Origin of the sequence: Spirulina sp. CS-785/01, assembly GCF_028330525.1 — a bacterium.
Taxonomy (GTDB): Bacteria; Cyanobacteriota; Cyanobacteriia; order Cyanobacteriales; family Spirulinaceae; genus JAQMSD01.
This window is the reverse complement of record NZ_JAQMSD010000148.1, coordinates 73,227-97,374: the sequence shown is the minus strand read 5'-3', so window position 1 is coordinate 97,374 and position 24,148 is coordinate 73,227. Positions and strand designations below refer to the sequence as shown.

The 24,148-nt window shown below is 46.1% G+C and carries 27 protein-coding genes and 1 tRNA gene; 16 read left to right on the top strand and 12 right to left on the bottom strand.

The window, feature by feature from the left end:
* Positions 1–74: 74 nt before the first annotated feature.
* Positions 75–737, top strand: coding sequence for a class I SAM-dependent methyltransferase (locus PN462_RS09865; RefSeq protein ID WP_272127983.1), 663 nt, complete (start codon positions 75–77; stop codon positions 735–737).
* Positions 738–789: 52 nt separating this feature from the next.
* On the opposite strand, the gene PN462_RS09860 is transcribed toward PN462_RS09865, so the two are convergent.
* The 4 genes from PN462_RS09860 to trhO form a co-directional block, all read right to left on the bottom strand.
* Entirely contained in the window at positions 790–1,089 is a 300-nt protein-coding gene (locus tag PN462_RS09860; RefSeq protein WP_272127982.1) for a hypothetical protein, read from the bottom strand.
* A 69-nt stretch (positions 1,090–1,158) separates the two neighbouring features.
* Positions 1,159–1,434, bottom strand: a complete 276-nt coding sequence (locus PN462_RS09855) for a colicin E5-related ribonuclease (RefSeq protein ID WP_272127981.1) — start codon at positions 1,432–1,434, stop codon at positions 1,159–1,161.
* 102 nt (positions 1,435–1,536) lie between these two features.
* Complete coding sequence (locus PN462_RS09850; RefSeq protein ID WP_272127980.1) at positions 1,537–2,643, bottom strand: AI-2E family transporter; 1,107 nt, start codon at positions 2,641–2,643, stop codon at positions 1,537–1,539.
* 25 nt (positions 2,644–2,668) lie between these two features.
* Positions 2,669–3,568: an oxygen-dependent tRNA uridine(34) hydroxylase TrhO gene (trhO, locus tag PN462_RS09845; protein WP_272127979.1), complete on the bottom strand. Its 900-nt coding sequence runs from the start codon at positions 3,566–3,568 to the stop codon at positions 2,669–2,671.
* A gap of 168 nt (positions 3,569–3,736) precedes the next feature.
* Between trhO and PN462_RS09840 the strand changes: the two genes are divergently transcribed.
* Both PN462_RS09840 and PN462_RS09835 read left to right on the top strand, forming a co-directional pair.
* Positions 3,737–3,809: transfer RNA gene (locus tag PN462_RS09840), tRNA-Ala, on the top strand.
* A gap of 202 nt (positions 3,810–4,011) precedes the next feature.
* Entirely contained in the window at positions 4,012–4,626 is a 615-nt protein-coding gene (locus PN462_RS09835) for a Uma2 family endonuclease (RefSeq protein WP_272127978.1), read from the top strand.
* An 18-nt stretch (positions 4,627–4,644) separates the two neighbouring features.
* On the opposite strand, the gene PN462_RS09830 is transcribed toward PN462_RS09835, so the two are convergent.
* A complete protein-coding gene (locus tag PN462_RS09830; RefSeq protein WP_272127977.1) occupies positions 4,645–5,379 on the bottom strand; it encodes a phosphoribosyltransferase in 735 nt (244 codons plus the stop codon).
* Positions 5,380–5,604: 225 nt separating this feature from the next.
* On the opposite strand from PN462_RS09830, the gene PN462_RS09825 reads away from it, so the two are divergent.
* From PN462_RS09825 to PN462_RS09815, 3 genes are all read left to right on the top strand, one after another.
* Positions 5,605–7,800, top strand: coding sequence for a phosphoketolase (locus PN462_RS09825; RefSeq protein WP_272127976.1), 2,196 nt, complete (start codon positions 5,605–5,607; stop codon positions 7,798–7,800).
* Positions 7,801–7,963: 163 nt separating this feature from the next.
* The gene (locus PN462_RS09820) at positions 7,964–8,410 is read left to right on the top strand and encodes a hypothetical protein (protein ID WP_272127975.1); all 447 of its coding nucleotides are present in this window, start codon (positions 7,964–7,966) and stop codon (positions 8,408–8,410) included.
* A 54-nt stretch (positions 8,411–8,464) separates the two neighbouring features.
* Positions 8,465–9,808: a hypothetical protein gene (locus tag PN462_RS09815; protein ID WP_272127974.1), complete on the top strand. Its 1,344-nt coding sequence runs from the start codon at positions 8,465–8,467 to the stop codon at positions 9,806–9,808.
* 294 nt (positions 9,809–10,102) lie between these two features.
* Here PN462_RS09815 and PN462_RS09810 read toward each other — a convergent pair whose 3' ends face one another.
* The 3 genes from PN462_RS09810 to PN462_RS09800 form a co-directional block, all read right to left on the bottom strand.
* Positions 10,103–10,939 carry a GDSL-type esterase/lipase family protein gene (locus PN462_RS09810; protein WP_272127972.1) on the bottom strand — a complete coding sequence of 279 codons (837 nt, stop codon included), beginning with the start codon at positions 10,937–10,939 and terminating at the stop codon, positions 10,103–10,105.
* A 122-nt stretch (positions 10,940–11,061) separates the two neighbouring features.
* Positions 11,062–12,579, bottom strand: a complete 1,518-nt coding sequence (locus PN462_RS09805) for an ammonium transporter (RefSeq protein ID WP_272127970.1) — start codon at positions 12,577–12,579, stop codon at positions 11,062–11,064.
* 433 nt (positions 12,580–13,012) lie between these two features.
* Positions 13,013–13,789: a sulfite exporter TauE/SafE family protein gene (locus tag PN462_RS09800; protein WP_272127969.1), complete on the bottom strand. Its 777-nt coding sequence runs from the start codon at positions 13,787–13,789 to the stop codon at positions 13,013–13,015.
* 181 nt (positions 13,790–13,970) lie between these two features.
* Here PN462_RS09800 and PN462_RS09795 point away from each other — a divergent pair, with 181 nt between their 5' ends.
* From PN462_RS09795 to PN462_RS09780, 4 genes are all read left to right on the top strand, one after another.
* Positions 13,971–14,174 carry a DUF751 family protein gene (locus PN462_RS09795; RefSeq protein ID WP_272127968.1) on the top strand — a complete coding sequence of 68 codons (204 nt, stop codon included), beginning with the start codon at positions 13,971–13,973 and terminating at the stop codon, positions 14,172–14,174.
* A gap of 113 nt (positions 14,175–14,287) precedes the next feature.
* Entirely contained in the window at positions 14,288–14,671 is a 384-nt protein-coding gene (gene rbfA, locus PN462_RS09790) for a 30S ribosome-binding factor RbfA (protein ID WP_272127967.1), read from the top strand.
* Between the two features lie 209 nt (positions 14,672–14,880).
* Positions 14,881–16,461, top strand: a complete 1,581-nt coding sequence (locus tag PN462_RS09785) for a glycoside hydrolase family 3 N-terminal domain-containing protein (RefSeq protein ID WP_272127965.1) — start codon at positions 14,881–14,883, stop codon at positions 16,459–16,461.
* Between the two features lie 330 nt (positions 16,462–16,791).
* Positions 16,792–17,001 carry a DUF4327 family protein gene (locus PN462_RS09780; RefSeq protein ID WP_334310445.1) on the top strand — a complete coding sequence of 70 codons (210 nt, stop codon included), beginning with the start codon at positions 16,792–16,794 and terminating at the stop codon, positions 16,999–17,001.
* Between the two features lie 609 nt (positions 17,002–17,610).
* Here the strand turns inward: PN462_RS09780 and PN462_RS09775 are convergent.
* Positions 17,611–17,958 (bottom strand): hypothetical protein, encoded by a 348-nt coding sequence (locus tag PN462_RS09775; protein ID WP_272127962.1) that lies wholly within the window; start codon positions 17,956–17,958, stop codon positions 17,611–17,613.
* Between the two features lie 285 nt (positions 17,959–18,243).
* Here PN462_RS09775 and PN462_RS09770 point away from each other — a divergent pair, with 285 nt between their 5' ends.
* Positions 18,244–19,152, top strand: coding sequence for a cation diffusion facilitator family transporter (locus PN462_RS09770; protein ID WP_272127960.1), 909 nt, complete (start codon positions 18,244–18,246; stop codon positions 19,150–19,152).
* Positions 19,153–19,252: 100 nt separating this feature from the next.
* Here the strand turns inward: PN462_RS09770 and PN462_RS09765 are convergent, their stop codons facing one another.
* Positions 19,253–20,332 (bottom strand): RuBisCO accumulation factor 1, encoded by a 1,080-nt coding sequence (locus tag PN462_RS09765; RefSeq protein WP_272127958.1) that lies wholly within the window; start codon positions 20,330–20,332, stop codon positions 19,253–19,255.
* Positions 20,333–20,444: 112 nt separating this feature from the next.
* On the opposite strand from PN462_RS09765, the gene PN462_RS23495 reads away from it, so the two are divergent.
* On the top strand, positions 20,445–21,299 hold the full coding sequence (locus PN462_RS23495) for a BMC domain-containing protein (RefSeq protein ID WP_443029124.1): 855 nt from the start codon (positions 20,445–20,447) through the stop codon (positions 21,297–21,299).
* 169 nt (positions 21,300–21,468) lie between these two features.
* Here PN462_RS23495 and PN462_RS09750 read toward each other — a convergent pair whose 3' ends face one another.
* A complete protein-coding gene (locus PN462_RS09750; protein ID WP_272127956.1) occupies positions 21,469–21,891 on the bottom strand; it encodes a hypothetical protein in 423 nt (140 codons plus the stop codon).
* A gap of 78 nt (positions 21,892–21,969) precedes the next feature.
* Between PN462_RS09750 and petN the strand changes: the two genes are divergently transcribed.
* Together petN and PN462_RS09740 are read left to right on the top strand one after the other, a co-directional pair.
* On the top strand, positions 21,970–22,059 hold the full coding sequence (gene petN / locus PN462_RS09745) for a cytochrome b6-f complex subunit PetN (protein WP_272127955.1): 90 nt from the start codon (positions 21,970–21,972) through the stop codon (positions 22,057–22,059).
* Positions 22,060–22,203: a hypothetical protein gene (locus PN462_RS09740; protein WP_272127953.1), complete on the top strand. Its 144-nt coding sequence runs from the start codon at positions 22,060–22,062 to the stop codon at positions 22,201–22,203. It abuts the gene before it with no gap.
* A 136-nt stretch (positions 22,204–22,339) separates the two neighbouring features.
* Here the strand turns inward: PN462_RS09740 and PN462_RS09735 are convergent, their stop codons facing one another.
* Positions 22,340–22,915: a DUF3611 family protein gene (locus PN462_RS09735; protein ID WP_272127952.1), complete on the bottom strand. Its 576-nt coding sequence runs from the start codon at positions 22,913–22,915 to the stop codon at positions 22,340–22,342.
* Positions 22,916–23,128: 213 nt separating this feature from the next.
* Here PN462_RS09735 and PN462_RS09730 point away from each other — a divergent pair, with 213 nt between their 5' ends.
* Both PN462_RS09730 and PN462_RS09725 read left to right on the top strand, forming a co-directional pair.
* Positions 23,129–23,338 (top strand): hypothetical protein, encoded by a 210-nt coding sequence (locus PN462_RS09730; protein WP_272127950.1) that lies wholly within the window; start codon positions 23,129–23,131, stop codon positions 23,336–23,338.
* A gap of 446 nt (positions 23,339–23,784) precedes the next feature.
* The gene (locus PN462_RS09725; protein ID WP_272127948.1) at positions 23,785–24,144 is read left to right on the top strand and encodes a PadR family transcriptional regulator; all 360 of its coding nucleotides are present in this window, start codon (positions 23,785–23,787) and stop codon (positions 24,142–24,144) included.
* Positions 24,145–24,148: the final 4 nt, after the last annotated feature.

The window sequence follows — 24,148 nt, the reverse complement described above, 5'->3', positions numbered from 1 at the left end:
TCCTCTCTCTTTGTGTTCTTTGTGTCTTTGTGGTTCAATGCCTAACAAATAACTAGAATTCAGATCCCCCACTTATGACTAAAAAAACACTCGGTTTAGATGACTCATTACACCATTATCTACAAGCGGTTTCCTTACGTGAACCGGACATTTTAAAACAGTTACGAGAAGAAACCGCCCAACTGCCCATGTCCCAAATGCAAATTGCCCCAGAACAGGGTCAATTTATGGCATTATTAGTACAATTAATGAAGGCTAAGAAAACATTAGATATTGGTGTATTTACGGGATATAGTGCCTTAGTAGTTGCCTTAGCATTGCCTCCAGAGGGGAAAGTTGTCGGGTGTGATATTGATGAAGAAAAAACAGAAATTGCCCGTCGCTATTGGCAACAAGCAAACGTCGCAGATAAAATTGATTTACGCATTGCCCCTGCGTTAGATACCCTTGATGAATTAATTGCCGCAGGAGAAACAGAAACCTTTGATTTTGCCTTTATTGATGCAGATAAGCGCAATTATGAGAACTATTATGAACGCTGTTTACAGTTATTGCGTCCGGGGGGGTTAGTTGCGGTGGATAATGTGTTATGGTCGGGACGAGTTGCGGATGAGACGGTGGATGATAACCGTACTCAGGCCATTCGGAGTTTTAATGATAAAGTGTATCAGGATGATCGGGTGTCAATAAGTTTAGTTCCAATTGCAGATGGGTTAACATTAGCAAGGAAGCAATAAGTTTTTGTTGAACCACAGAAACACAGAGGACACGGAGAGGGAGTTTTTGGTTTTAGTCATCAATAACTAGGGAGACAAATATGACCCATTGAGGTAAGTGGAATTGAATAAAGTCTTTGGCGATTTTTGCACTTTCTTTCGCATCTGTAATAGAACTTAAATCAAGGGAGTTTGGGTCTTCTACTATTCCGTTCTCTTGTAGATACCACAAGTCAACACCAAAAATTTGTATTCTTCTTTGTTCTAATTCAGTAATGAGTTGAAGGGCATTTTTGGGTTTTAGGAGAAGTTCTCCTGCTTTCCAAAATCCTATCTCTTTATATTTATGAATTAAGGTTTGTGTGGTCTCCATAATTAATTCCTTTGTTTGAGTTAAGAGATTAATTTGCTAACATACCTCGATGTTTATAATTTATGGTAATTATTCATTAGAAGATGGATCAATCCATTGTGGATCAAAAATATTACTAACCTGAACAATATCACCAGTCCGATCATTCACTACAACATAGTTGCCATCCTGACGATAATATTTAGTTGCGGGATCATTGTTTTTTGAACCATCTGGCATCCATCTTTGATCTAATGTTGGTTTTACATGATATGGATTAAGAACTAACTGTTTTATTAATTCTTCTGTCCAACCTCGTTTAGGTAACTGCTTTCTAATTTTTTTACCAAATACAATTTTGGTCATCAAATTAGTTGATACTTTAGTTGACTCGTATTCTCAGTCAGATTAACTTTATTAAATACAGCATAATTCATTATTATATCACTTTTTAAGATTGTCATCAATTTAATTGTTGACTTCCTCCTGACTGCCATTTAATTGTTTTGCTTTTAGTGGGTTATAGAAAAATGATCCGGTCTGGGGAGGTAAATTGGGATCGAGAACGATATCTAGTAAACTCTTAACAACTCCCGTTAAAGGAATGGCTAAAATTACGCCTAATAATCCACCAATTTTCGCACCTAGTAAGAGTGCAGAGAGAATGATGACGGGGGATAATCCGGTTAAGTTGCCCATAATTCTAGGGGCGACTAAGTTATCTTTAATTTGCTGCAAAATGAGCGAGACACCTAACACTTGTACAGCTAACCAACCATCAATAAAAGTCACGATAATGACCACGGTACTGATGCCTAATGTTGCCCCAATAAAGGGGATGATTTCCATTAAACCGATAAAGACGGCAAAGAGAAGGAAAAAGGGGACATCGAGGAAACGAAAGGCAAAGGATAAGGTGGTGGCCATGAATAAGCCTAAAATTAATTGTCCTGTGACGAAGCGTTGTAAGTTTTTACGTAAGGATTGGGTTAATTCTTCTTTGATTTTGGGGGTGAGGAAGAAAATTAAGGTCCCCCATAGTCTTTCTCCGTCGATAAGCATATAAAAGGAGAGGACGAGGATTAAAATAAAGTCGAGAAACCAGCTAAAAGTCCCAATGACTAACCCAAACCCACTTTTGGCGATCGCTTCGACTTGGGTTTGAATGCGTCCGAGGAGTTGTCCGGTTAACCACTGGACATTGATGGGGAAGTTGTGGGTGACACTCCAGGTTTGTAACTCCACCAGTTGTTGTTGTCCTTCTTCGAGTAAGTCGGGTAAACGGAGGATGAGTTGACGACCTTGGTTAAAGACGGGGGGAATGAGGGTTAATGCGAGGAAAATGACGAGAATGGCCGCAACGAGATAGACGCAGACTGCGGCCACGGGCCGGGGGAGGGCAAATTTAAGCAGGGAGACGGGATAGTTGAGTAAAAAGGTGATTAATGCAGATGCGAGGAGAATGCTGATCAATTCTCCCACATATCCTAATGCGATCGCAGTTCCCCAACCCACTAATAACACTAATAACCAGGTCAGGAGAAATCGTTGTAAGGGAGAAAAGACACTATTCATGGATGACTCGTTGACTCTCACCCTATCAGGTTAGGGGATTTTGGCGGTTTGCGGCTAGTTTCCGTTGTTTGAGCTTCTCGGCTTGACGCGATCGCTTGTCCGGGGTTAAGCTCTCGGAACAGTAAGGACAAGCAATCCCCTCCTCATAATACGGCGATTGTTGATCCTCTTGTGAAATGGGATGACCGCAACTCAAACATAGGTCATACTCCCCCGGTTTTAACCCATGTTTCACCGCAACCCGTTCATCAAAGACAAAACAGTCTCCGTCCCATAAACTTTCCTCCTCTGGAACTTCTTCTAAATACTTGAGAATTCCCCCTTGTAAGTGATACACCTCCTGAAACCCCTGACGCAATAGGTAAGAGGTCGCTTTCTCACAACGAATTCCCCCAGTACAAAACATGGCCACCTTTTGCGGGTGTTGGGGGTTGAGAGTCTCGTTTACATAGTCGGGAAACTCCCGAAAGGAGTGGGTCTGGGGATTTTTGGCCCCGCGAAATGTGCCAATCTTCACCTCGTAGTCATTGCGGGTATCAATCACCACTACATCGGGGTCACGAATTAACGCATTCCAGTCCTTGGGGGGGACGTATTGACCCACTTGTTGGGTGGGGTTTGCGTCGGAAACTCCCAAGGTGACAATTTCCCGCTTGAGACGCACCTTTAAGCGGGCAAAGGGAGGGGTTTTGGCGGAGGATTCTTTGGGGGTTAAGTCCGCCAAACGGGGGTCAGAGCGCAAATAGGCCAGCACTGCGTCGATGTTTGACCGAGACCCCGCGATCGTGCCATTGATGCCTTCTTCGGCAAGGAGAATAGTCCCCTTAATCTCCTGGTCTTGGCAAAACTCCGTGAGGGGGGTCTGTTTCTCCTGGAAATCCGGGAGATGGACAAATTTATAAAACGTGGCAACAACTAGCGTCATGGCGGTTTGAGTGGGTTTGCGTCTGGGATAAAAAAGAAATTTTTAAAAAATGCTAGACATTTCTGATGTGTAGTGTATAATAGCAAATGCGCGTTTAAAAAAGCCCTCCTAGTTTTAGAGAAATTTTAAACGGGTTTCCCAAATTGAATGAATTAGGGAATGCAATTCGGGGGTATAGCTCAGTTGGTAGAGCACCTGCTTTGCAAGCAGGACGTCAGCGGTTCGAGCCCGCTTACCTCCATATTCTGGATTTACCAAAAAATTTTGGGTCTAAAGCCTCGCCTAGGGCGACTTTCACCCGTTGGATTCACGCTTATATTCTGAATTAGCCCAATTAAAGGGTTTTGGCTTTGAGCCTTGGATTTTCATCCAAGGTTCTTGTCTTTCAATTAATCATTATTGGTTATTCTAGTATAGAGTGAATCCAGTTGGGAAGGAGAACCATGACTCAGACGATTGCTCAACCGATCTCCTTTGATGAATTTGTGGCTTGGTATCCAGAAAATGCCACTTGTAAATATGAGTTACATAATGGGAATATTGTTGAAATGCCGTTAGGAACTGGAGCGCATTCCAATATTACCGGGTTGATTAACTTAAAGTTGGCGGTTCAAATTGACCGTTACGAATTACCCTACTCTATCCCTGGTGACTGTCTCTTGAAACCCCTAGATGATGAATCAGGTTATCAACCGGATGTGATTGTTTTAGATCAAGAGAAATTAAACCAAGAACCCCGTTGGCAAAGGGAGTCTGTTATTACCCTAGGAAATTCGGTGCGGTTAGTGGTGGAAGTGGTGAGTCAGAACTGGCAGAATGATTATTTGAGGAAGGTGGGAGATTACGAATTAATGGGGATTCCGGAATATTGGATTGTGGATTATTTGGGGTTAGGAGGCAGACGTTTTATTGGGAATCCTAAATCTCCGACGATTTCAGTTTATAAACGGGTTAATGGAGAGTATGAAGTCACGCAATTTCGGGATAATGAAAGGATTGAGTCTTGGGCTTTCCCAGATTTAGCGTTAACCGCACAGCAAATTTTTCAAGCGGGTTGATTTAAGTCAATTCATGAATTATCTTTCAACAGAACTACCCTCTTGGAGTAACTGTTGCACTTCTTCATCACTCACCTGTTCAAATTTCTCATACCAGAGACTAATGGCCCGCAGAGGGTCCGGGGTTTCTAAACACACGACTTCATCCACTCCGAGATGATCTGGGGTGGCGGTTTGGGGCGCACAGAGGGGAATGGCGGCTATAATCTTTTTAGGGTTCTTTTGTCGTAAGGCTAAGGCAGCAACGTGCATGGTTGCTCCGGTGGCGATGCCGTCATCAACTAATATGATGGTACGGTTTTGGATTTCTTGTAGGCCGTCTTCTCCGTAATATAAGTTCTCCCGTCGGGTTAATTCGGCCTGTTCTTGGTTGACAACTTCTTGAATTTGTGCCTGGGAAATCTTTTGTTGTTCGACTAACGCTTCATTTAAAACGCGGATGCCTCCGGATGCGATCGCACCCATAGCCATTTCCGAATGTCCAGGCAACCCTAACTTACGCACAATAAACGCATCAACGGGAACTTGTAACTGTTGGGCGACTTCCACTGCCACAGGAACACCTCCCCGCGCTAATCCCAACACTAACACATCCTCCTGTTGTGCATAGGAGCGTAACTGTTGGCCGAGTTTCTGTCCAGCATCCTGGCGATCACGAAAAAGCATGGTTGAAAACGGGAAAAATAAGGGTTGTAGTCGTTGTAAGACACCGATCACCCAACGCGGTATCGGTAGAAGGTTAAATTGAAACATGACAGCTTCCAAGGGGAGGAAGCGGCAACAATAACCCCCTTCCTTGGACTTCATCAAACTTCACAAAGCAAACTGCATTCATTCGCCTTTATAGGATCACAATACCCAAGGAGGGCAAAAAAAGAAAAATTAAATATTTCACTCTTAGGATAAGTTTCCTCTGTATCCGTGCAACTTGTAAGATTTATTTAACATTGGTCAAGACAATCAAGAGGAAACATCAGCATGACTGTTGCTACCGCAACCCCTGCCTTTTGTCAAGGCATCCAATACTTTGCCGACAGTTTACCGGGATTTGACGAATACGGACAAACCCCCGCAATTCCCCAAGGACAAACCGCGATTTCTCCTGGAGATAATAATGCAGTTTATCAAACCTTGCTCGCTGCGGACGCATTACGTTATTTAACCTTACAAATTACCGCGAGTAAAGCCTCTGGACACCCTGGGGGGTTTGCCAGTATTGCGGACACGATCGCAGCGTTAGTAATGCTAGGCTATAAAAACATTGTCACGGAAGTGGGACACCACGCCCCTGGCTTTTATAGTAATGTCTTTCTCGACCGTTCCCTAGAAAAAATGGGGATTGAAACGGTGCAACAGTTGCGCGATCGCTTCCGGGAAACCCACGGCCTCCTGGGCCACCTCTCCGGCCAAATCCCCGGCCTCCTCAACCCGGCGGGGCCTCTGGGCCAAGGCCAACATTTTGCCATGGCAGGGGCCAAATTAAACCCCGGCACATTATACCCCGTCACCATCGGCGATGGAGGGATTGGCGAACCCTACGTGATGAGCAGTATTGCCCACTTTAACACCGCCTTCCCCAACGTCACCAACTTCTTACCCGTCCTAGTCTGGAATGGGTATTCCCAAGAACACCACAGCATGGTGTCCACCAAAACCAACGACGAAATGATCGAATATTGGGGAGGCAATGGGTTTAAAGAAATCTTCCTCGTAGATGCCAAAGACTTTGACGACGCAAACCAAGCCAGCGATTACGTCGATACTACCCTCTTTTCCTTCGAGAAGCGGATGGAATTTATGCGGGTGTTAATTGATACCTGCGATCGCGCCGCCAAAGCCGCCCTAGACGGACATCTCACCGTCCTCATCGTCAAACAACTCAAAGGCGCAGGAGTCCACAAACGCGGGGCCCAAGCCCACAACCTCTACGCTGGCGACACCGTAGAAAAAGATTATATCGTCAAAGCCCTCAAACAACGCGCCTTAACCCCCCAAGCCTGGGAATTAATCCGCAATAACTACGTCCGTGCCGCAGGAGGCCCCGCAGTAGAAATCATCACCACCGAAAAAGAACGGCCCCTCCCCGACTTAGGCCAACTCCCCCTCACCGAACACCCCGTCGGTGGCGAGAAAAAAGTCGCCACAACGGCCATGGGAGAACTCATCGTCCATGTGGGGCAAAATGATCCCGACTTCCTGATCACCAACGCCGACGGAAACGCCGCCTCCGGCATTAACAACGTCAACATCGGCTTAAACATCCTCCACCCCACCCCCGACGAAACCTATCACCAACAACCCCAAGGGCAAGTCTATGAACCCCTCAGCGAAGACGCTTGTGCGGGAACAGCCGCTAGTTTAGCCTTGTATGGCGCACGGACCTTGTGGTGTTCCTACGAATCTTTCGCCATCAACGGCCTCCCCATCTGGCAAACCGTAACCCAGGCCATGGCTGAATTACGCCGCCCCACCCCTTCCACTGTTACTTTATTCACCGCCGGGGCATTAGAACAAGGCCGCAACGGTTGGACGCACCAACGCCCGGAAATTGAAAACTATTTCGCGGCCATGATGCGCAATGGCAATGTGTTCCCCTTATTCCCTTGTGATGCCAATAGTATTCAGGCTTGTTATGAGTGGGCATTAGGCACAAAAAATAAAGGCGTTACGATCACTGCCTCTAAGTCTCCGTTACCTATTCGTAGCACCTTAGATCAAACCCGCCAAGGGTTAGAAAAGGGCGCGTTTGTGTTACAAGAAACCCCCGGAGATAAAACCGTTGTCTTTGCCGTTGTCGGGGATATGACCTTAATTCCCAGCTTAGAAGCAGCCGAACAATTAAAAGCCCAAGGCATTGGTTCAAAAGTGGTTTCTCTGATCAGTCCCCGTCGTCTCTACCGTCCCACCGACACCGCCTGGGAGACTTGTGCCGAGCCTGACGGCGGTTTCCTCAGCGATGACGAATTTAACCAATTGTTCGCCGGAGATGCCTTAATCGGCGTGACAGGTGGCTCTAGTGCCATGTTAGAACCCGTCATGTTACGCAGCAGTTGCCCGCGAGATACGTTCGCTTGGAAGCGCGGCGAAACGGCATCTAGTGCAGGTGCAGTGATGTCTATTAATGGTATTACTGCCGAAGGTTTCGTTAAGCGTGCCGTTGAGTTACTGGGTTAAGGTTTCTCTGGCTACAGAGTCTAATAAGAAATGCGGGCAATCTGTCCGCATTTTTTCTATTATAGATTCAGTTGGTCGTACCTTCTCTAGCGAGAGATGGCATTTCGTATGCCAATGTTATACTATTAAAAAGTATCCAAAATATTATTTTACCTATAGTTTTATGAACATCAAACTATTAGAAGGAGAAAAAATTGAATTTAATTCATCTCCAAACTATCAAAATAATCATCAATCCAAAGTTTCTAATAGCCATGAAATTAATGAGAAATATATTCAAGGAAAACGTCGTATTGTTACGGAACAAGCGAGATATCCTCTTGAGTCTATCATTAGTATGATAGAAAGTGGTAAGTATAAATTAGACCCTGACTTTCAAAGACGTAGGAGATGGGACGATGTGAGAAAATCTAAACTAATTGAGAATAAGTCTATCATTACGAAAAATATTGAGAAATTTTATAAAGAACAGAATGAGTTGTTTAGTGGACGAAAAACATCCCCTAAAGATGTTAAGGAAAGAATTGACAAAATGTTGTCTTTTTTAGGTCAATATGTTAGTCAAAACATCTTAACTGTCGGGGTAGTTTTCCACTTGACGAAAGAATGAGATAAAATAATGAAAAACGATTGTTGATTATACAGAAATTCCCACTAAACAGCCATGCCTCGTCTTAGTGATCGCGCTTATAAAATCCTCCTCGAAGAAGCCAAACGTTGTGCAGCCCAAGACAAAATGGGAAGCGACGTACAACTAAAAATTGTCCTCAAACGTTTGGCCAAACTCCGTCAACAATCGGGAGATTATGCCCAGAAAGCAGAATTGCAACAAACCGTGCAGGATATGTTTCCCCAGTTTGACCCGAAAGTGATTGAGAAAGCGGCAAAAGCCAATCGTCCATCAGGGTTAGGATGGCAGTTCAAATGGGGGGCAATTGGTGTTTTAGGGGCAGTGGGGCTTCTGTGGGTGGCAAATTTGCCTTATCCTCCCATTCGTCGGCCAGTGGCCAATGTTGCGCCCCTTGTATTATTGCCCAGTTTCTTGAGTATGGATCGGAATTATCGGGGTGCAATTGCCAAAGTTGAACAAGCAGATCAACTGATTAATCAAGCCACCAGTGCCGCCGATATTGAACTAGGGGCCGAAAAAGTTACCCAAGCCCAAGATCATTTAGATGCCTTGCCTGTGTGGTTTTTGGGCTATGAACCTAAGACCTACTGTACTTTATTTGGATGTACTTGGCGGTTTACCGTGGATGAATTTGAACAGGCCCGGAAACAAGTGGGGCGTATGGAGGCGCAAGTTTTTCAGGAAAGTAATGCGTTAACCCAACTGCAAGAAGCTGAAACCGCCCTCACCCAAGCCAAACAAACGTATCAGACGGCGGGCAGTGAAGAAGCAAAACAAGCAGCGATCGCAAAATGGCAAACCGCGATCGATCAATTCGCCCAACTCCCCCCACAAACCTTCGCCGGGCAATCGGCCCAGCAGCAACTCCAAGCCCATCAACGGGACTTCCAAGAAGTCGTCGGCGTTGCGGCCAACACCCAAACCACCTCCACCTTTGTCAGTGCTGCCAAAGCCTACGCCATGCAGGCCGCCCAACTCAGCCAAAACCCACCCCATCCCGCCTCTAAATGGAGAGAAATTGCCATCCTCTGGGAGGAAGCCATTAAACAATTAAAACAAGTCTCCTCAGACAACAAAGCGGGTTATGTAGAAGCCCAAAATTTAATGGCTCAATATCAAACCAACTTGAGCGAAATTCGCCTCCGAGAAACCGCCGAACGGGAGTCTGTCCAAGCCTTAGAGACAGCCCAAGAGCAAATCCAAAGATTATTAAGTTCTGTCCCCAATAACCCCGATACTGCAACCACCAACCGCATGGCCGCCGATCTCCAAGGGATTATCAATCAGTTAGAGAAAGTCAAACCCGGCACAACCGCCTACAATAAAGCTCAAGACCTGTTAATCAACGCCAAAGCGAAATTAAAGGAATTGCAGTGAAACTGAACTTTGGGTTAAACCTCAAGGCTGAGAGCAAAAACCCGTTTTTACGGATTGAGAGAACACAAATTAATGCAAGAATCCTACACCGGATAGGAATGAGTCGGCTTGAGCCGACTTGAGCTATGAGCCTTGGGTTTCAACCCAAGGTTTCGGTTAATCGGGTGTGAGACACCAAATTGGGTACATTAACGTAGGTTGGGTGAAGCGATAGGGATTTCGGGCTTTTGGTGCGAAGCGCGACAGCGTAACCCACCCTACTGCTACTGCTATTTTAGATTTTACGCCGACCCATTAAGACTCCGCCTTAAACACTAAATCACTAAACAACTGTAACGCCGTTGACCACACCTCATACCCCTCTCCATTCAAATGTAACCCATCCGTCGTTAACTCTAACTTTAACGCCCCCTGTTCATCCGCAAACAGAGGATATAAATTGAGAAATAACACATTTTCCTCATCCGCCATCGTCTTTAACTCCCGGTTGAGTCGCTGAATGCGTGTGTTTGGGTTCGCCAAAAGACGCTCTTTTCCTTCCCAGGTCGCTTGTTCTCCTGCGTGGGGGAGGATGGACTGGATGACAATTTCTGTGTCCGGGTGAACAGTCTTTAAATAACGGATAATGAGGCGATAATTACTTAAAAGTGTGGCATCTTCCACATCCCAGAGAATGTCATTAATGCCAATCATAATAAAAATAACCTGGGGGTCCGTCTCATCGAGAAACTCTAACCGACGTAATAACCCCATGGTCTTTTCCCCGGAAATGCCCTGATTGAGCCATGTTTGATGGGGGGGGAGGTAATTTCTGGAAAACCAGAGGGTGATGGAGTCTCCCAACAAAACCGCTAGATTATCCGGTTGATCTCGGGCCGCAATGGCTGCCTCTTGGGCTAAAAGTTCGCGCCATTGTTCGTAGGTGAGGCGTTGCCGGGTCCCAAAGGCATTTTCTTCAGAAAAGGGAGTTTTGGCTAATAACTGCATGGACAACCCGGAGAAGTTGGCTAGGGCGACTTGAGAGACGGGTTGCTTGCGTTGCCAGAGATGGGCAACGACTAAGATCAGGAGTCCATTGATCAAAATGGACAGTAACGACCAACTCAGAGAATGTTTAGAGGGAGAAGACACGGGGATACTTAAACAATAGAGAAAAAACCTACCTTTACACGAAGACGGGGATGACTCCCAACATTCTATAGCGAAAAGGTAGGTGGTTTCAGAGAGATTTTTGAGTGTGGGAAACTGGCCCGTTAGGTTTCAGACCCAGCTACATCACTACTTCCACTGATGCCAACGGAACTTCTAGCGGTAAAGGTATCGGTTTCGGTGACAAAGCCGTTGTAGGCTTCCATGCCGTGTTCGGCGATGTCTAAGCCTTCAAACTCGTTTTCATCGGTGACGCGCAGGCCGAGAACGGCTTTTAGAATCAGCCAAACAATAGAGGTGAAGACAACGGTAAACCCGCCAATGGTGAGAATGCCGAGGATTTGGGCGAGGAAGTTTGCACCGCCAAAGAGGGCGACGGCGATTGTTCCCCAAATCCCGCAGACGAGGTGAACCGAGGTAGCCCCGACGGGATCATCAATTTTGATAGAGTCGATGATGGAGACGGAGAAGACTACAATTATTCCTGCGATCGCACCTGTCACCACAGCCCCCCAGTAGGGAATCGCATCACATCCGGCAGTAATCCCCACTAACCCCGCGAGAATGCCGTTAATAATCATGGACAAGTCCGGTTTCCCATCCTTCACCCAAGAGGTGAAGGTGGAAGCCACACCGCCCGACGCAGCGGCCAAGGTGGTGGTCATGGCAATATAAGTAATATTGGGAGTGGCCGCTAATTCCGAACCCGGATTAAAGCCATACCAGCCAATCCAGAGAATTAAACACCCCAAGGTGGCAATACTCATATTGTGACCGGGAATGGCGTTAATTTTGCCATCTTCGCTGTATTTGCCGAGACGAGGACCGACAAAGGCAGCCCCCATTAACGCGGCCCAACCTCCGACAGAGTGAACCACGGTTGATCCGGCAAAGTCATGAAACCCGACATCTTCCCCTAAAAAGGGCATAGAGGAAAGGATTCCGCCCCCCCAAACCCAATGGCCAGTGATGGGGTAAGAGATAGCAGTTAACAGAAAGGAAAAAATTAAGAAATCCACAAACTTAATCCGTTCTGCTACTGCCCCGGAGACAATGGTGGCGGCGGTGGCTGCAAAGGCTACCTGGAATAAGAAGGAGACGGAAATGGGTAAACCGCCAGGAAAGGCACTTAACCCGTAAGTTTCGGGATCACTACTAGAGAGGAAAAATCCGGCAAACCCCATAAAGGCACTTCCTGTCCCGTACATGAAAGCAAATCCAATCGCCCAGTAGGCAATCACGGCAATTCCAAACACAATTAAGTTTTTAGACAGGATATTAACCGCGTTTTTCTGGCGACAGAACCCCGTTTCCAGCATCCCAAACCCCGCATTCATGAAGATTACGAGGACGGCACAGAAAAAGATGAAAACCGTATCGAGAATCCCTTTCACGACTTCGGGATCACTCATATCTATTTCTTCGAGATCAAGGGCGTGTTGCGCATAAGCCGCCCCGTCTGTGATCACTAGAATTAAAGCAACTAAGGGAATACAGAGCAACCAGTAAGGCGAAAACCGCCGCAAGAGACGCTTCACGGGGCGTAACGCTGCTGCACTTTCTTGCTCTTGAGCAGCAACTGCGGACGATCCTCTTATGGATGGTCTTTGCTTGTTGAACATTGATTGAGACATCTTGACAAGATTTTCCTGAGTGGACAAAACGTGGACAAAACACCGTCATCAACCAAGCCTGGACAGGCTAGTATTTTGGTTAATGGCTTCTAAACTGTTGGTGCAACTTACTTTTGGTGCAACTTCAATCCTTTTGACCTAGGGAATTGAAACAGAAAGCCAACGGCTCGTTTGAAACATCATTCTGCGTTTCTATAATTACCTGATCTTACCTACAAAAGTCTAGTCCCAAACCAGTCAAAATAGAAATGACAGTTGTTTGAATTTAGTCCGTTTAAATAACGAAATCTTACAATCTTGTATTGTTCATCCATTTCTGTCTGTAACTTTAATTACAAATTATGGTTAAAAGGTAGTATTATCGGTCTTTTTTTGACCGATTGAAGCCATTGAGTAATATTTCTTCATCTTTATCTGGAAGTTATCGCCCTAGGTAGCTATTCCAAGCCCGCCAGAAAAAATAAAGGGCTAAGATGACCAATAGCCCCCGAAATAATACAGAAACCAGTTGATCCGGAAGTTTAGGTAAATAGCGGGTACTCACTTGCGCCCCTAATAGTCCCCCAATTCCTAGGCTGATGCCTGTAAAAAAGACAACATTCCCTTGCAGCGCGTGGCCTGTACAGGCGGAAATGGCCGTAATGACAATCACCCCTAAGCTGGTTTGAATGGCGATTTTAATGGGTTCTCGGAGTAAGAGCATTTGCATCGGGACCATGATCACCCCACCCCCCACCCCAAATAACCCCGCCAAGAGGCCGGCCACTGCTCCTGTACCCCCTCTGGCCAAGATGGGGGAGAATTTGGGGGTGTTGGTGTCTCGCTGCTGTTGCCTGAGTTGTTTGCGGAGACTGACTAAAAAAATCGTGACAATGAGCAAGACTCCAAAGGCCGCTTCTTTAAAGAAACTGGGCAATTGTCCCACCAGATACGCGCCGAGTTGTGCAGTGAGAATGGCAGGAAGACCGAGAGTTAAGACTTTTTGGGGATTTAATGCTCCCATGCGCCAGTTTTGTACACTACCAGAGAAGGAGGTGAGGACAATGGCTAAACTACTGGTGGCCACCGATTGGTCATAACTGTAGCCCAAAAAGACCAACAGAGGAACCAGGACAACCCCGCCCCCAATCCCTAATAAACCGGATAATAAACCCGCTATAATCCCCAAACAGGGTAATATCCACCAAGCAACAGTCACAGTTGAGGCTCTCCTAGGCTGTCATACAGACTTTTAGCCTATCAGGTTGGCAGGGTTTCTGGTAGAAATCTGGATTAGGGGTGAGAAAATGCTGGCCTGAAAACGGTACATTATTCAGTGATGAGTCGGCCCTAGTCTCAAGAGATCAATCAAGACGGGGTTTTTCACTGGAGGTTTAGCTATGAATGATTTTTGGGCAAATGTAGTGCGGTATTGCCGCTATTTTATTACGTTTACCTTGGGGATTTTCTTCGCGCTGTTTGGCTGGTTGAAACCGTTGTTGAAAAATCCGGCCACCGCCATTGCCCTGATCGGCATTTTGCTCAGTGGTACAGTATTTGTGGTGTTAACCCTAAGAGCGATGCTGGGTTTGCCCTCGGTTTAAGGCAAAGTGGGCAAAAATCTGTCACACTGGACGTAGTGGGAACGGTTTCACCGTTCTCTTGGGCAATAGATATCTTAGTCCCAATGTAAACCACAGCAAGAGAGGGGGAAACTATGGCTACAAGTCGTCGGGTTTCTCGCGTTTCCTCGTTGATTAAACGCGAAGTGAGCCAACTCCTGTGCAATGGCATTAAGGATGACCGCGTGGGTGCAGGAATGGTGAGCGTTACGGATGTTGATGTGTCGGGAGATTTACAACACGCCAAAATTTTTGTCAGTATTTATGGGACCGAGGAAGCCCGGGCCGAAACCATGGAGGGGTTAAGGTCTTCGACTTCTTTTGTACGTCGGGAGTTGGGCCAACGGATTCGCTTACGTCGTACTCCGGAGGTGATGTTTTTAGAGGATCGTTCTCTCGAACGCGGCGATCGCATTATTCATCTCCTTAACCAACTAAATCAAGATCGCAAAGATAATGAAGCTATCAAGGACGAATAATTCCCCATTAATTTAATACAATCCACGAGGGAGAGATGAGCTAGGGTTTATCTCTCCCTTTTTGTGAAAGGGGAGATGGGAGAGATGGGGGAGATGGAGGAGATGGGGAAAACAAAAAATATCTTATTCCCGATTCCCGACTCCCGACTCCCGACTCCCGATTCCCGATTCCCTGTTCCCTTTTTCACAAACAACAAATAACAAACAAAATGCTTAAATCTAAAATTGCCCAAATGATTGTTGTCCGGACTTCTGGACATTTGTTTGATTCGCAAATCCGTTATCCCCGTTGGGAGGCGACTTCGGAGCAGTTGCACTATTGGTTGTCGGAGTTGAATATTGGGGGGGTGATTTTGTTGGGGGGGAGTGCCGCAGAATTGCAGGCGCGATCGCGCCAACTCCAAGCCTGGGCCCACACTCCTCTGTTAATTGCCGCAGATATTGAGGAAGGAGTTGGCCAACGGTTTGAAGGGGCCACCTGGTTTCCCCCTCCCATGGCCTTGGCGGATATTTCCCCGATCTTAGCCCAAAATTATGCTCGCAGTATGGGGGAGGTGATTGCCCAAGAAGCTCTGGCATTGGGGATTAATTGGCTTTTCGCTCCCGTGGTGGATGTCAATAATAATCCCGATAATCCGGTGATCAATGTTCGGTCTTTTGGGGAAACTCCCGAAACCGTAAGTCAACTCATTACGGCCTTTCTAGAGGGGTGTCAGACTTCTCCTGTCTTAACCACAGCGAAGCATTTCCCTGGCCATGGGGATACTGCGGTGGATTCTCATGTTCATTTACCCGTGATTCCCCATTCTCCAGAGCGTTTGGCAGAGGTGGAGTTACCCCCCTTTGCGGCGGCCATTGCTCAAGGGGTGGATAGTATTATGACAGCCCATTTACAAATCCCGGCCTGGGATGCTGAGTATCCCGCCACCTTATCCTCTGCAATTTTAACGGGGCAATTACGGCAGCAAATGGGGTTTGAGGGGTTAATTGTCACTGATGCGTTAATTATGGCGGGTGTGGCGCATTTTGCCGACGCTCAGGAGATTTGTGTACAGGCGGTGGAGGCCGGGGCCGATGTGTTATTAATGCCGGAAAATCCGGAGTTGGCCATTGAGGCAGTGTATGAGGCAGTACAAAGTGGACGAATTTCGGAGCAGCGTATTTTGGAGTCGGTGGAGCGAGTCCAACAGGTTAAGGGGAAGGTTGCTCCCTCTTGGCAGTTTGATGAACCGTTGGTGGATTTGGGCCAGTTGGCAACTCCCATGGCTGAGGCGACTTCTGAGGCGATTTTAAAGCATTCTATGCAGCATGGTGGCTCGTTGCCTTTATCGGTCCCCCAAGGGGCGGAGAAGCCGTTAAATTTGGTGGTGGTGCAAGATGCGCTGAATTTGCCGTTTTTGGGGGCGCATACGCCGGCCATTGCCATCCCTCAGCAGTTGGGGTATGAGTGCCAGGTGATTGAGCAGCAGCATTTAGAGCGATTGAATTGGGATGCTCTCACAAGTCCGCTTCTATTACAACTGTTTATTCGGGGAAATCCCTTCCGAAATTCGGCGGGATTAAGTCCTAATGTTCAATCGTTGTTTAAAGGTTTGTTAAAATCTGGTACGATAGTTGGTTTTGTGATCTATGGTAGTCCATATGTCCTCAAGTGGCTACAAACGAATGAACCGGAGTCGAGTGCTTGGGTTTTTACCTATGGGCAAATGCCCCAAGCGCAAAGGCTAGTCTGGGAGGTGTTATACCCGGATGCTTCCAAAATGGAGCAAGCAGGTGAGGTGTTTATATAACTTTTGTTAATCTCTCGAAATTTGTCTTTTTCCCCTATATTCGTCAAGGTAAAAAGTAGAAGACAGGGATAAACCTCTCACATACGCTGCTAGAGCGTTTAGCCTCTCAGTATGAATTCGGATAATAGCAACTTTTGGAATTCTTATCTTGCTAGGCAAGCAATCTGTAACTCTCTATACTGAATAAGGAACACTTTGTTATATGTAGCAGATAGCTTGATGGTGAGTACAAAGACACTCATTCGCAGGTAATTATAGGTGATTACAATGGTTAAAACAATTTCCACTCCTCCCACTAACCCTAGTGCATCCGCTCCCAATGCGTCACCGATGCACTACACTTTAGAGCTTTTACAAGATGAAGCTCGTCAGTTAATTGATCGGGGTGTGGTGAGTCGTCAACAACCGATCTATGTGCTGTGTCAGTATATTCCGGCCCGGGAATGGGTTTGTGTGGAGTATGAATTAGAAAAAGGTGAATATTTATTGCGCGATCGCATTGGTGATTTGATTGGCCGCGAAACTTGGGAAAACGATTAGACACCCAAATGAGTCAGCCCGTTTAGTTTAATTTCGCTTAAACTAACTGGCCTTAAACAAATAAGAGCCATCTAACTGAGGCGGTCTAATTCATTGATAATTCAATCAATTGATCAAGGCTAAAATAGCCTGATTGCTGATTCTTACCTGATTGGTCATACAACTGTAACAAGACAACGACAAGGCACATTCTCTGTAGAGCAACGCTCAATATAAAATTGCTCAATATAAAATTGAGAAATTAAACTGAGAAATTAAGCAGAGAGGAGACATTTTTCTTTTGGATCTTTCGTTGGTAATCGGGGGGTGACAATAACATAAGACAATGAAACATAAGACAATGACGTAATCTGTCAAATGTTTTAGAGATACCTTTCAAAAGATTCCTTGGAACCGAGCTAACCTTGAATGGGGTTAGACTCCGGAGGCTGAAACTTAGCCCACTTTAAACAATAGCCAACTGAAAAAAGCTAACTCAAACCATAGCCTAACAGCAATTTAGAACCTGTTAGAGACTTGTAGTTTTAAGCTAAAAAGTTAACTGGAAATGTTCTAAAAAAAGAGTCGAGTCCTCTCGACTCAGATAAGAAGACTTACAGGCAAAAAATCCTAAGCGGCCTGTTCTAAATATTGGTTAATATCTTCAACAATGCGCGTTAATTCCGCTTCTGCGGTCACTCGAATCCGATCATCCCGAAGGGTAATTAGGACTTTAGCCGCAAAAGGACTGGGATAAATATTAGGATTACAGAAAATTTCCAAAAATACATCTCCTGTATAACAGTATTCTAGAGCAGGTCGCGGTTGAGGGCGTTTTTCGCCCTCACTTTTTGCCGATGCGATCGCTTTTAAACTTTGCATCAGTTGGCCAATTTCCTGTTGCAGTTGGCGGGCTGATTCAGGAGAAAAGGAAAAAGAGACAGACCCTTGGAGTAAGTTAAGTTTAAGTTGGGACATACAGAAATCAAGGTAATCTTTAAGAGACTGACCCGTTGAGGTTCAGTTGGTTATGACTGTAGCAAATGATGGCCGCTTTTTAAGGGAAGTAACTTAAAAAACTACCGAGTTGGGTGAAGTGGAGTCAGAAAATGATCCCTTATCCTGTGGATAGTGTTCCCTTGAGAGCGAGTTAAGACTAGAGCGTGAGTTAAGACCAGGTTATAAGACCAGGTTATAAGACCAAGTTAAACCGAGAATTCTTTGCTATTCTGTCTTCTTGTCACCCCCTTCTCATCAGTTACCGTGAGTCAAGATAACCGCACTCAAGTTCGTCAAGTCCTGTTAATTACCTTAGTTTTAAATTTATTCGTGATGATCCTCAAAGCAGGAGTAGGCTTTGCCATAGGATCACTCAGTTTGCAAGCCGATGCGCTGCATAGTGTCACCGATAGTGCCAATAATATTTTAGGCTTAGTGGCTAGTCATTTCTCGTCCCCGCAACCGGATCGAGATCATCCCTATGGACACCATAAATTTGAAGCAGTTGGGGCCCTGGGGATTGCGGCCTTTTTAGGGATTGCCTGTTTTGAGATTTGCCAGGCCGCCATTGAACGGTTATTTGCAGAAATGACTCGCGTCACAATTCAGGGGGCCGAACTCTGGATTTTATTAATTGTGTTAGGCGTTAATATTTTTGTGGCCTTCTATGAACGTCGGGTGGGGATTAAGGTGGATAGTCCCATTTTAATTGCCGATGCGAAACACACCATGAGTGATGTGTGGGTCACAATTACGGTTTTAGCGGGATTGGTGGGCATTTGGCAAAGTGAGGCGTTAAATCTGCCTCAATTGCAATGGTTGGATGTTATTTTGGCGTTTCCGGTGGCCTTATTAGTGTTTCGGAGTGGGTGGGAGGTATTGCGGGAGAATTTACCGTGGTTGGTGGATGAGATGGCCGTTGCCCCTGAAGCGATTAATGCGATCGCGCTAGAAGTCCCAGAAGTCATCAACTGCCACGATATCGCCTCTCGCGGTATCTTAGGCCGTCAGGTATTCATTGAAATGCACATGGTAGTAGCGGCCAAAGATGTAGAAACCGCCCACCAAATCACCGAAAAAGTCGAAGACCGCTTAACAAAACGCTTTCACCCCGTCCGCGTCCTCATCCACGTTGAACCCCCCCGGTATGAGTCAGATCAGATTAGTTATTGATTTGGGGGAGTTGATAGTGGATAGTTGGCAATTAAACCACAAAGACACAAAGGACACAAAGGGAGGAATAAGAAGATGGGGGAGAACCAAGAACTAATTATTAATCATCCATTTGCCAAGGTTCAGTAATATTCCCCTCATCAAGGATTTTTTTCGGACGTAACACGACAATCACTTGGCCTAAAATGGGGAACTGGGGAGACTCTGGAAACCATTGCACCTCAACCCGGTCTTGTTGGGCCACCAGAAAATAACTTTGCCCATTCCACTCCCGTTGTTGACGGTCCACCACCACCACAACAGACTCTTTTTGACCGCCGGACGTATTGGGTAATTCATCGGTGTCACAGAGAATGGCCACCGGGTCTGCTGCTTTTAAGACCATCGACCAACCCGGAATCGGTAAACATTGGGTCGCCGTGTCAAATTGGACAATGCGAAAGGGTTCAGTTTCCTGGAGAGGGGCCACCGCTTCCACTTGTTCGGGGGTGAGAGGGAAAGACCCCGCAACCGGGATAATGCGCGGTAATTCGTCCTCGGCCTCTAACCGAAAGAAGGGTAAGAGGGGGGCCCGTTCCATGGAAACAACGGTAAAATCGCTGAGGAGTTGTTCAATTTTAGCTCTCGCAGTGGGAGAATTGGCGAATTTTAAGCCTTGGGCAATTAAACGCGATCGCGCTTGTAAATCCTTTTTCGCCCTTGCCCGTTTCCAACATTGATAAGCCACCGCATCCCCCGGATGATGGGTAAACCCTTCGGGAGGAGTCGAATAGCGGGAAAAATCTTTCATGGCCCGGGCTACTTCATGGGCTTCATCCACATCCAACTGCTTGGCCTGGGCCAACTGCACCGCCGCCAGTCGCTGTTTCTGGTTGAGAACCCGAAACTCGTACAAAATATCACTGCGGGGGCCTCGACAGTAGGCCAACAGGTCTTCTGGGGCGTTTTCCTTCTCCAGAGACTCGTAAACCTGGGCCGCCACAATTAATAAGTTTTGATAACCGGGTTCAATACCCGTTTCTTCAAACAAGGTCTCGACCGTATAACCCGCATTTTGTAAACGTCGGCATCGTTTGCCCCAATCCACCCATGACCCAGTTTTCTGGCGTAACTGAGTGAGTAAATTGAGGGCTTCGGCATCGGTGAGAGGGTTGTCTTGGTGAGGAGGTTGTCCAGTCATGGGATTTCTATAAACTAACCCTATATTCTCGCAGAATAAATTATCCTAGTGAATAGGGGAAACCCCACTTCTGCTTTCAAGCAACAAGCGATCGCCCACCCCAAAATCAAGAATGGAATTGCAGTCCCGCTTAATCCGCCAAAAACCCCATAACCAAAACCCCCAATCCCACAGCGAACACACCCGCAGACGGGCCATGACGGAAAGTGCGTTGGGGTTAGTGTCCACCCGGAGTTTTCCGGCCATTGTGGGAACGGCAGATATGATGCTCAAATCCGCCGGAATTACCCTAGTGGGGTATGAGAAAATTGGCTCAGGCTATTGTACAGCGATTATTCGGGGTAAAACTGCCGATGTTCGTCTAGCGGTCGAAGAAGGGGCAAAAACCGCCGAACAGTTTGGCCAACTGGTGTCTAAAATTGTCCTCCCCCGGCCTATGCCCAATTTAGAAGTCATTTTCCCCATTGGCACTCATTTATTAGAGATTAGCCAAGAACAACGGGGATATAGTCGCCTCAGTAATCAATCTTTAGGGTTATTAGAAACACGCGGTTTCCCTGCTATGGTGGGGGCTTGTGATGCCATGCTCAAATCGGCAGATGTCCAGTTAGCGGGGTATGAAACCATTGGGGATGGTCTCTGCACTGCCATTGTACGGGGAACGGTGGCCAATGTGGCGGTTGCAGTAGAAGCGGGAATGAATGAAGCGGAACGCATCGGGGAATTTAGTGCAGTAATGGTGATTCCTCGTCCGTTAGAAGATTTAGAGCATACGTTACCTGTGGCCGACTACTGGTTAGAAAAACCTGAACCGTTACCTGTTTTAATGCCCAAAGAACGGGAAAAACAAAAACAGAAGTTGGTTGCTTTACCAGAGTTGGAAAAAATCCCCTTAGAGTTACAAGAAAAGGATGAGGAGAAGCAACCGTTAGAAATTGATCGGGAACAAGAATCGGATAATGAGTAATGGGGAATGGGGAATGGATAATTTGGTTCTTTGTTGTGAACAAGGGAACAGTAAACAGTAAACTGTTACCAGTAAACAGTAATCCAGTAACCCAGTAACCAGTTGTTACTCCCTATCTCCCCTATCTTCCCCATCTCTCCCGACTCCCATCTCCCCCATAAACTATCAACTACTGAAGCGGCTTGACCCATTGCTGTTTTATGGCAATATCGAGGGCGAGACGGGCGAGGAAGAAACAAAAGAGGCTTTCTAGACCAAAAATGACCCAGGGGAGAAAATTAAGGGTGTCTCGCGCTTGTTGTTCGATGAATGTCCCTGTGCGGACGAGGGCGAAGGCAAAAACGGCCCCTTCTCGGAGATGGGAGTTTTGATCGGCTCGGATAATATAACGGTAGGTGACACCGAAAAGGAAACCGATGGAGAGCGCGATCGCAGCCTCAATTCCCCCATATAACACCATAGAGGTGGAGAGAGAGGGGAATTGTCCGATTATCCCTTTCAGACTCCCAAGGACGCTGAGAGCAACCGTAAAGGCAATTGCTCCCAGTAATCCGGCTTTGACAGATTCAATACGCTCTTCTGGTCTATTCACAATGGTGGCCGTGTTCGGTTCATCACTTGATATGATAGGATTTAATGTGGTTTTGGAAAACTGATTAAAGAAACGATTATGGACATTTTGACATTAGGTTGGGTTTCGGTACTGGCTTTATTTACTTGGTCAATTGCAATGGTGGTGTGGGCGCGTAACGGATTTTAAATGGAGAATATTTCAACACTCGATCTACTGTTTGTGACAGCGATCGCTTTACTCATTGTGATTAGTGGGGGGATTGTCTATTTATCCGCTGTTGAGTGGCGCGATCGCAGACGACGCAAGCAGGATGAAAAAATGAAAAAATAACCCCAACCAGAGGTTAACCCCACTCAATCCCGAAATCCAAGAGGAAATCAAGGACATCAAAAACAGAATAGCTCACACACCAAGGACAAAGGATTTTTCCCTTTGTCCTTTATTCCCGTCTATCCTGCTGCCAAGATTAGCGAGTAATGCGATTGAGGAGAATCAAAGAAGTGACAATCCCCGCAAAATGGGCAGCAATGGTATTAGTATTCGCTTGGACTACCAGTAAATCCAGAGAATTGACCAATTGATTGGGGTTAATTTGCGCGATCGCACCAGGAGGATTCGTCAACGACTTAGCCAACACTAACCCCACATTGGCCTCAGCCCCAATAATCGTCAACAACATTCCCACCAAATTCACCACCAACCCCACACGAATCACGCGAATGGTATCGGCCTTATTGGGACGTTTCCCCGGATTCGGGTTTTGCAGTAGCTTAGAAATGCGCAAATACCGAAACGAAAAAGTGATCCCCACCCCCAACGCAATTAACCCCAAAATGGCGCAAAATACGCCAAATTCAATGCCCTGGGTGGATGTATTCTCCTTATCCAGAAAACTGACACTGGCAAATAAAACAGTTACCGTAGAAATTACCCCCAAGACTAATTGCACCCAAAAGCCAATCCGTCCAGCCAAACGGAGATCAGCCGACACCTGCTGAACCTTCTGGGGGATAGGGTTGGAGAGTTCCGAACGTTCTTTCATATAGCAGTAATCAGTAATCAGTGAGATAAGCCTTGAATCGTGAGGGTTTCCAGCATTGGCTATGCTCAAACATATCTCCCTAATGCTAGAACTGGGCAAATGGATTGAGTAACGAGCCAGGAGACTTACCGGAAAATTTCCCTTTACCAACTGTAGCTCAATTTGAGGAAACCTTTTGGGGGACTTAGTACGTCCAGAGAGAAAAGTATCCCGATGAGTTTATATAACGTGGGTATGGGAGGAATAAGTGTGATGCACTCTAATGGGGTTTTATGGCACAAGTATATACAATCTGCAATCTATGCAGTTCTGGTGTTAATCACTGTCTTGATGTCTCAAGGGACTCTCAATCCAGAGGGACTAGAAACGGTTAGCCAATCGAGAACCGTCCCTCCTCTGGGTGGCGACATTTTGCGGTTCTGATCCCGCAAACGGTTACACTCTGTAATCGTGATGGGCGAAGGGTTCAGGAAATGTAACAAAAATAATCTTGACAAAGAATTTATTTTGTTATAGTGTCCAAGGGAGATCGTCAACTTTCAGTATTTAAGCGGAGAATATTCGCAGAAATGCGGGGCAGCATGGCGGAAAAATCCTTCTACAATGAAAATAGTTGACGTAATCCAACCTGCAATCAGTGCAGAAAGTCGCCCAATCCCCTTGATTTCTAGATTTGCGCTTTTAATTGAGTTTTCAAGTTTGAGCGTTTAAGTCTTGTCCACAAGGCAAATCTGAGAAATCTAAACACACTCAAGAATCGGTGGCTAGTTTAATGGGGTGCATCCACAGTTGACACTGAAGTTAACCGTAATCACGTTAACTCAGACTGTTGAAAATTAGTTAACTGGGAAACTTAATGGGTTAGACCAATGAAATTTGAAGACATTTATAAATTTTTTCACAATCCTCCCCCGCATTATCTCAATCGAGAACTCGCGGTGTGCTATATTCTGTCGGTGCTTTTAAACCGAGAATCCTATGGCACTGAGCTTATTGAATGTTTAGAGAAGCAATATCCCAATTATCGTCTTTCCGATACAGTTCTTTATAGTGCGCTCAAGTTTTTAGAGCAAGAAAAGACGGTGACAGGATATTGGAGGAAAGTTGAAGGCCGAGGCCGTCCGCGTCGGATGTATCAAGTTTGTGATACGGCACGCAAACAAGCAGAAGATTTAGCGCAATTATGGCTAACCTATACGGATGAACAAACCAGTAGTCAGGCCATCTAGTTAG

What these genes read in the sequence shown, in the direction of transcription:
- PN462_RS09815 (WP_272127974.1), top strand. Translation starts at nt 8,465, where the DNA reads ATGCCTCGTCTTAGTGATCGCGCTTATAAAATCCTCCTCGAAGAAGCC.
- PN462_RS09735 (WP_272127952.1), bottom strand. Translation starts at nt 22,915, where the DNA reads ATGAAAGAACGTTCGGAACTCTCCAACCCTATCCCCCAGAAGGTTCAG.
- PN462_RS09785 (WP_272127965.1), top strand. Translation starts at nt 14,881, where the DNA reads ATGCTTAAATCTAAAATTGCCCAAATGATTGTTGTCCGGACTTCTGGA.
- rbfA (WP_272127967.1), top strand. Translation starts at nt 14,288, where the DNA reads ATGGCTACAAGTCGTCGGGTTTCTCGCGTTTCCTCGTTGATTAAACGC.
- PN462_RS09825 (WP_272127976.1), top strand. Translation starts at nt 5,605, where the DNA reads ATGACTGTTGCTACCGCAACCCCTGCCTTTTGTCAAGGCATCCAATAC.
- petN (WP_272127955.1), top strand. Translation starts at nt 21,970, where the DNA reads ATGGACATTTTGACATTAGGTTGGGTTTCGGTACTGGCTTTATTTACT.
- PN462_RS09740 (WP_272127953.1), top strand. Translation starts at nt 22,060, where the DNA reads ATGGAGAATATTTCAACACTCGATCTACTGTTTGTGACAGCGATCGCT.
- trhO (WP_272127979.1), bottom strand. Translation starts at nt 3,568, where the DNA reads ATGACGCTAGTTGTTGCCACGTTTTATAAATTTGTCCATCTCCCGGAT.
- PN462_RS09775 (WP_272127962.1), bottom strand. Translation starts at nt 17,958, where the DNA reads ATGTCCCAACTTAAACTTAACTTACTCCAAGGGTCTGTCTCTTTTTCC.
- PN462_RS09830 (WP_272127977.1), bottom strand. Translation starts at nt 5,379, where the DNA reads ATGTTTCAATTTAACCTTCTACCGATACCGCGTTGGGTGATCGGTGTC.
- PN462_RS09865 (WP_272127983.1), top strand. Translation starts at nt 75, where the DNA reads ATGACTAAAAAAACACTCGGTTTAGATGACTCATTACACCATTATCTA.
- PN462_RS09780 (WP_334310445.1), top strand. Translation starts at nt 16,792, where the DNA reads ATGCACTACACTTTAGAGCTTTTACAAGATGAAGCTCGTCAGTTAATT.
- PN462_RS09820 (WP_272127975.1), top strand. Translation starts at nt 7,964, where the DNA reads ATGAACATCAAACTATTAGAAGGAGAAAAAATTGAATTTAATTCATCT.
- PN462_RS09850 (WP_272127980.1), bottom strand. Translation starts at nt 2,643, where the DNA reads ATGAATAGTGTCTTTTCTCCCTTACAACGATTTCTCCTGACCTGGTTA.
- PN462_RS09725 (WP_272127948.1), top strand. Translation starts at nt 23,785, where the DNA reads ATGAAATTTGAAGACATTTATAAATTTTTTCACAATCCTCCCCCGCAT.
- PN462_RS09730 (WP_272127950.1), top strand. Translation starts at nt 23,129, where the DNA reads ATGAGTTTATATAACGTGGGTATGGGAGGAATAAGTGTGATGCACTCT.
- PN462_RS09765 (WP_272127958.1), bottom strand. Translation starts at nt 20,332, where the DNA reads ATGACTGGACAACCTCCTCACCAAGACAACCCTCTCACCGATGCCGAA.
- PN462_RS23495 (WP_443029124.1), top strand. Translation starts at nt 20,445, where the DNA reads ATGGAATTGCAGTCCCGCTTAATCCGCCAAAAACCCCATAACCAAAAC.
- PN462_RS09860 (WP_272127982.1), bottom strand. Translation starts at nt 1,089, where the DNA reads ATGGAGACCACACAAACCTTAATTCATAAATATAAAGAGATAGGATTT.
- PN462_RS09835 (WP_272127978.1), top strand. Translation starts at nt 4,012, where the DNA reads ATGACTCAGACGATTGCTCAACCGATCTCCTTTGATGAATTTGTGGCT.
- PN462_RS09795 (WP_272127968.1), top strand. Translation starts at nt 13,971, where the DNA reads ATGAATGATTTTTGGGCAAATGTAGTGCGGTATTGCCGCTATTTTATT.
- PN462_RS09805 (WP_272127970.1), bottom strand. Translation starts at nt 12,579, where the DNA reads ATGTTCAACAAGCAAAGACCATCCATAAGAGGATCGTCCGCAGTTGCT.
- PN462_RS09855 (WP_272127981.1), bottom strand. Translation starts at nt 1,434, where the DNA reads ATGACCAAAATTGTATTTGGTAAAAAAATTAGAAAGCAGTTACCTAAA.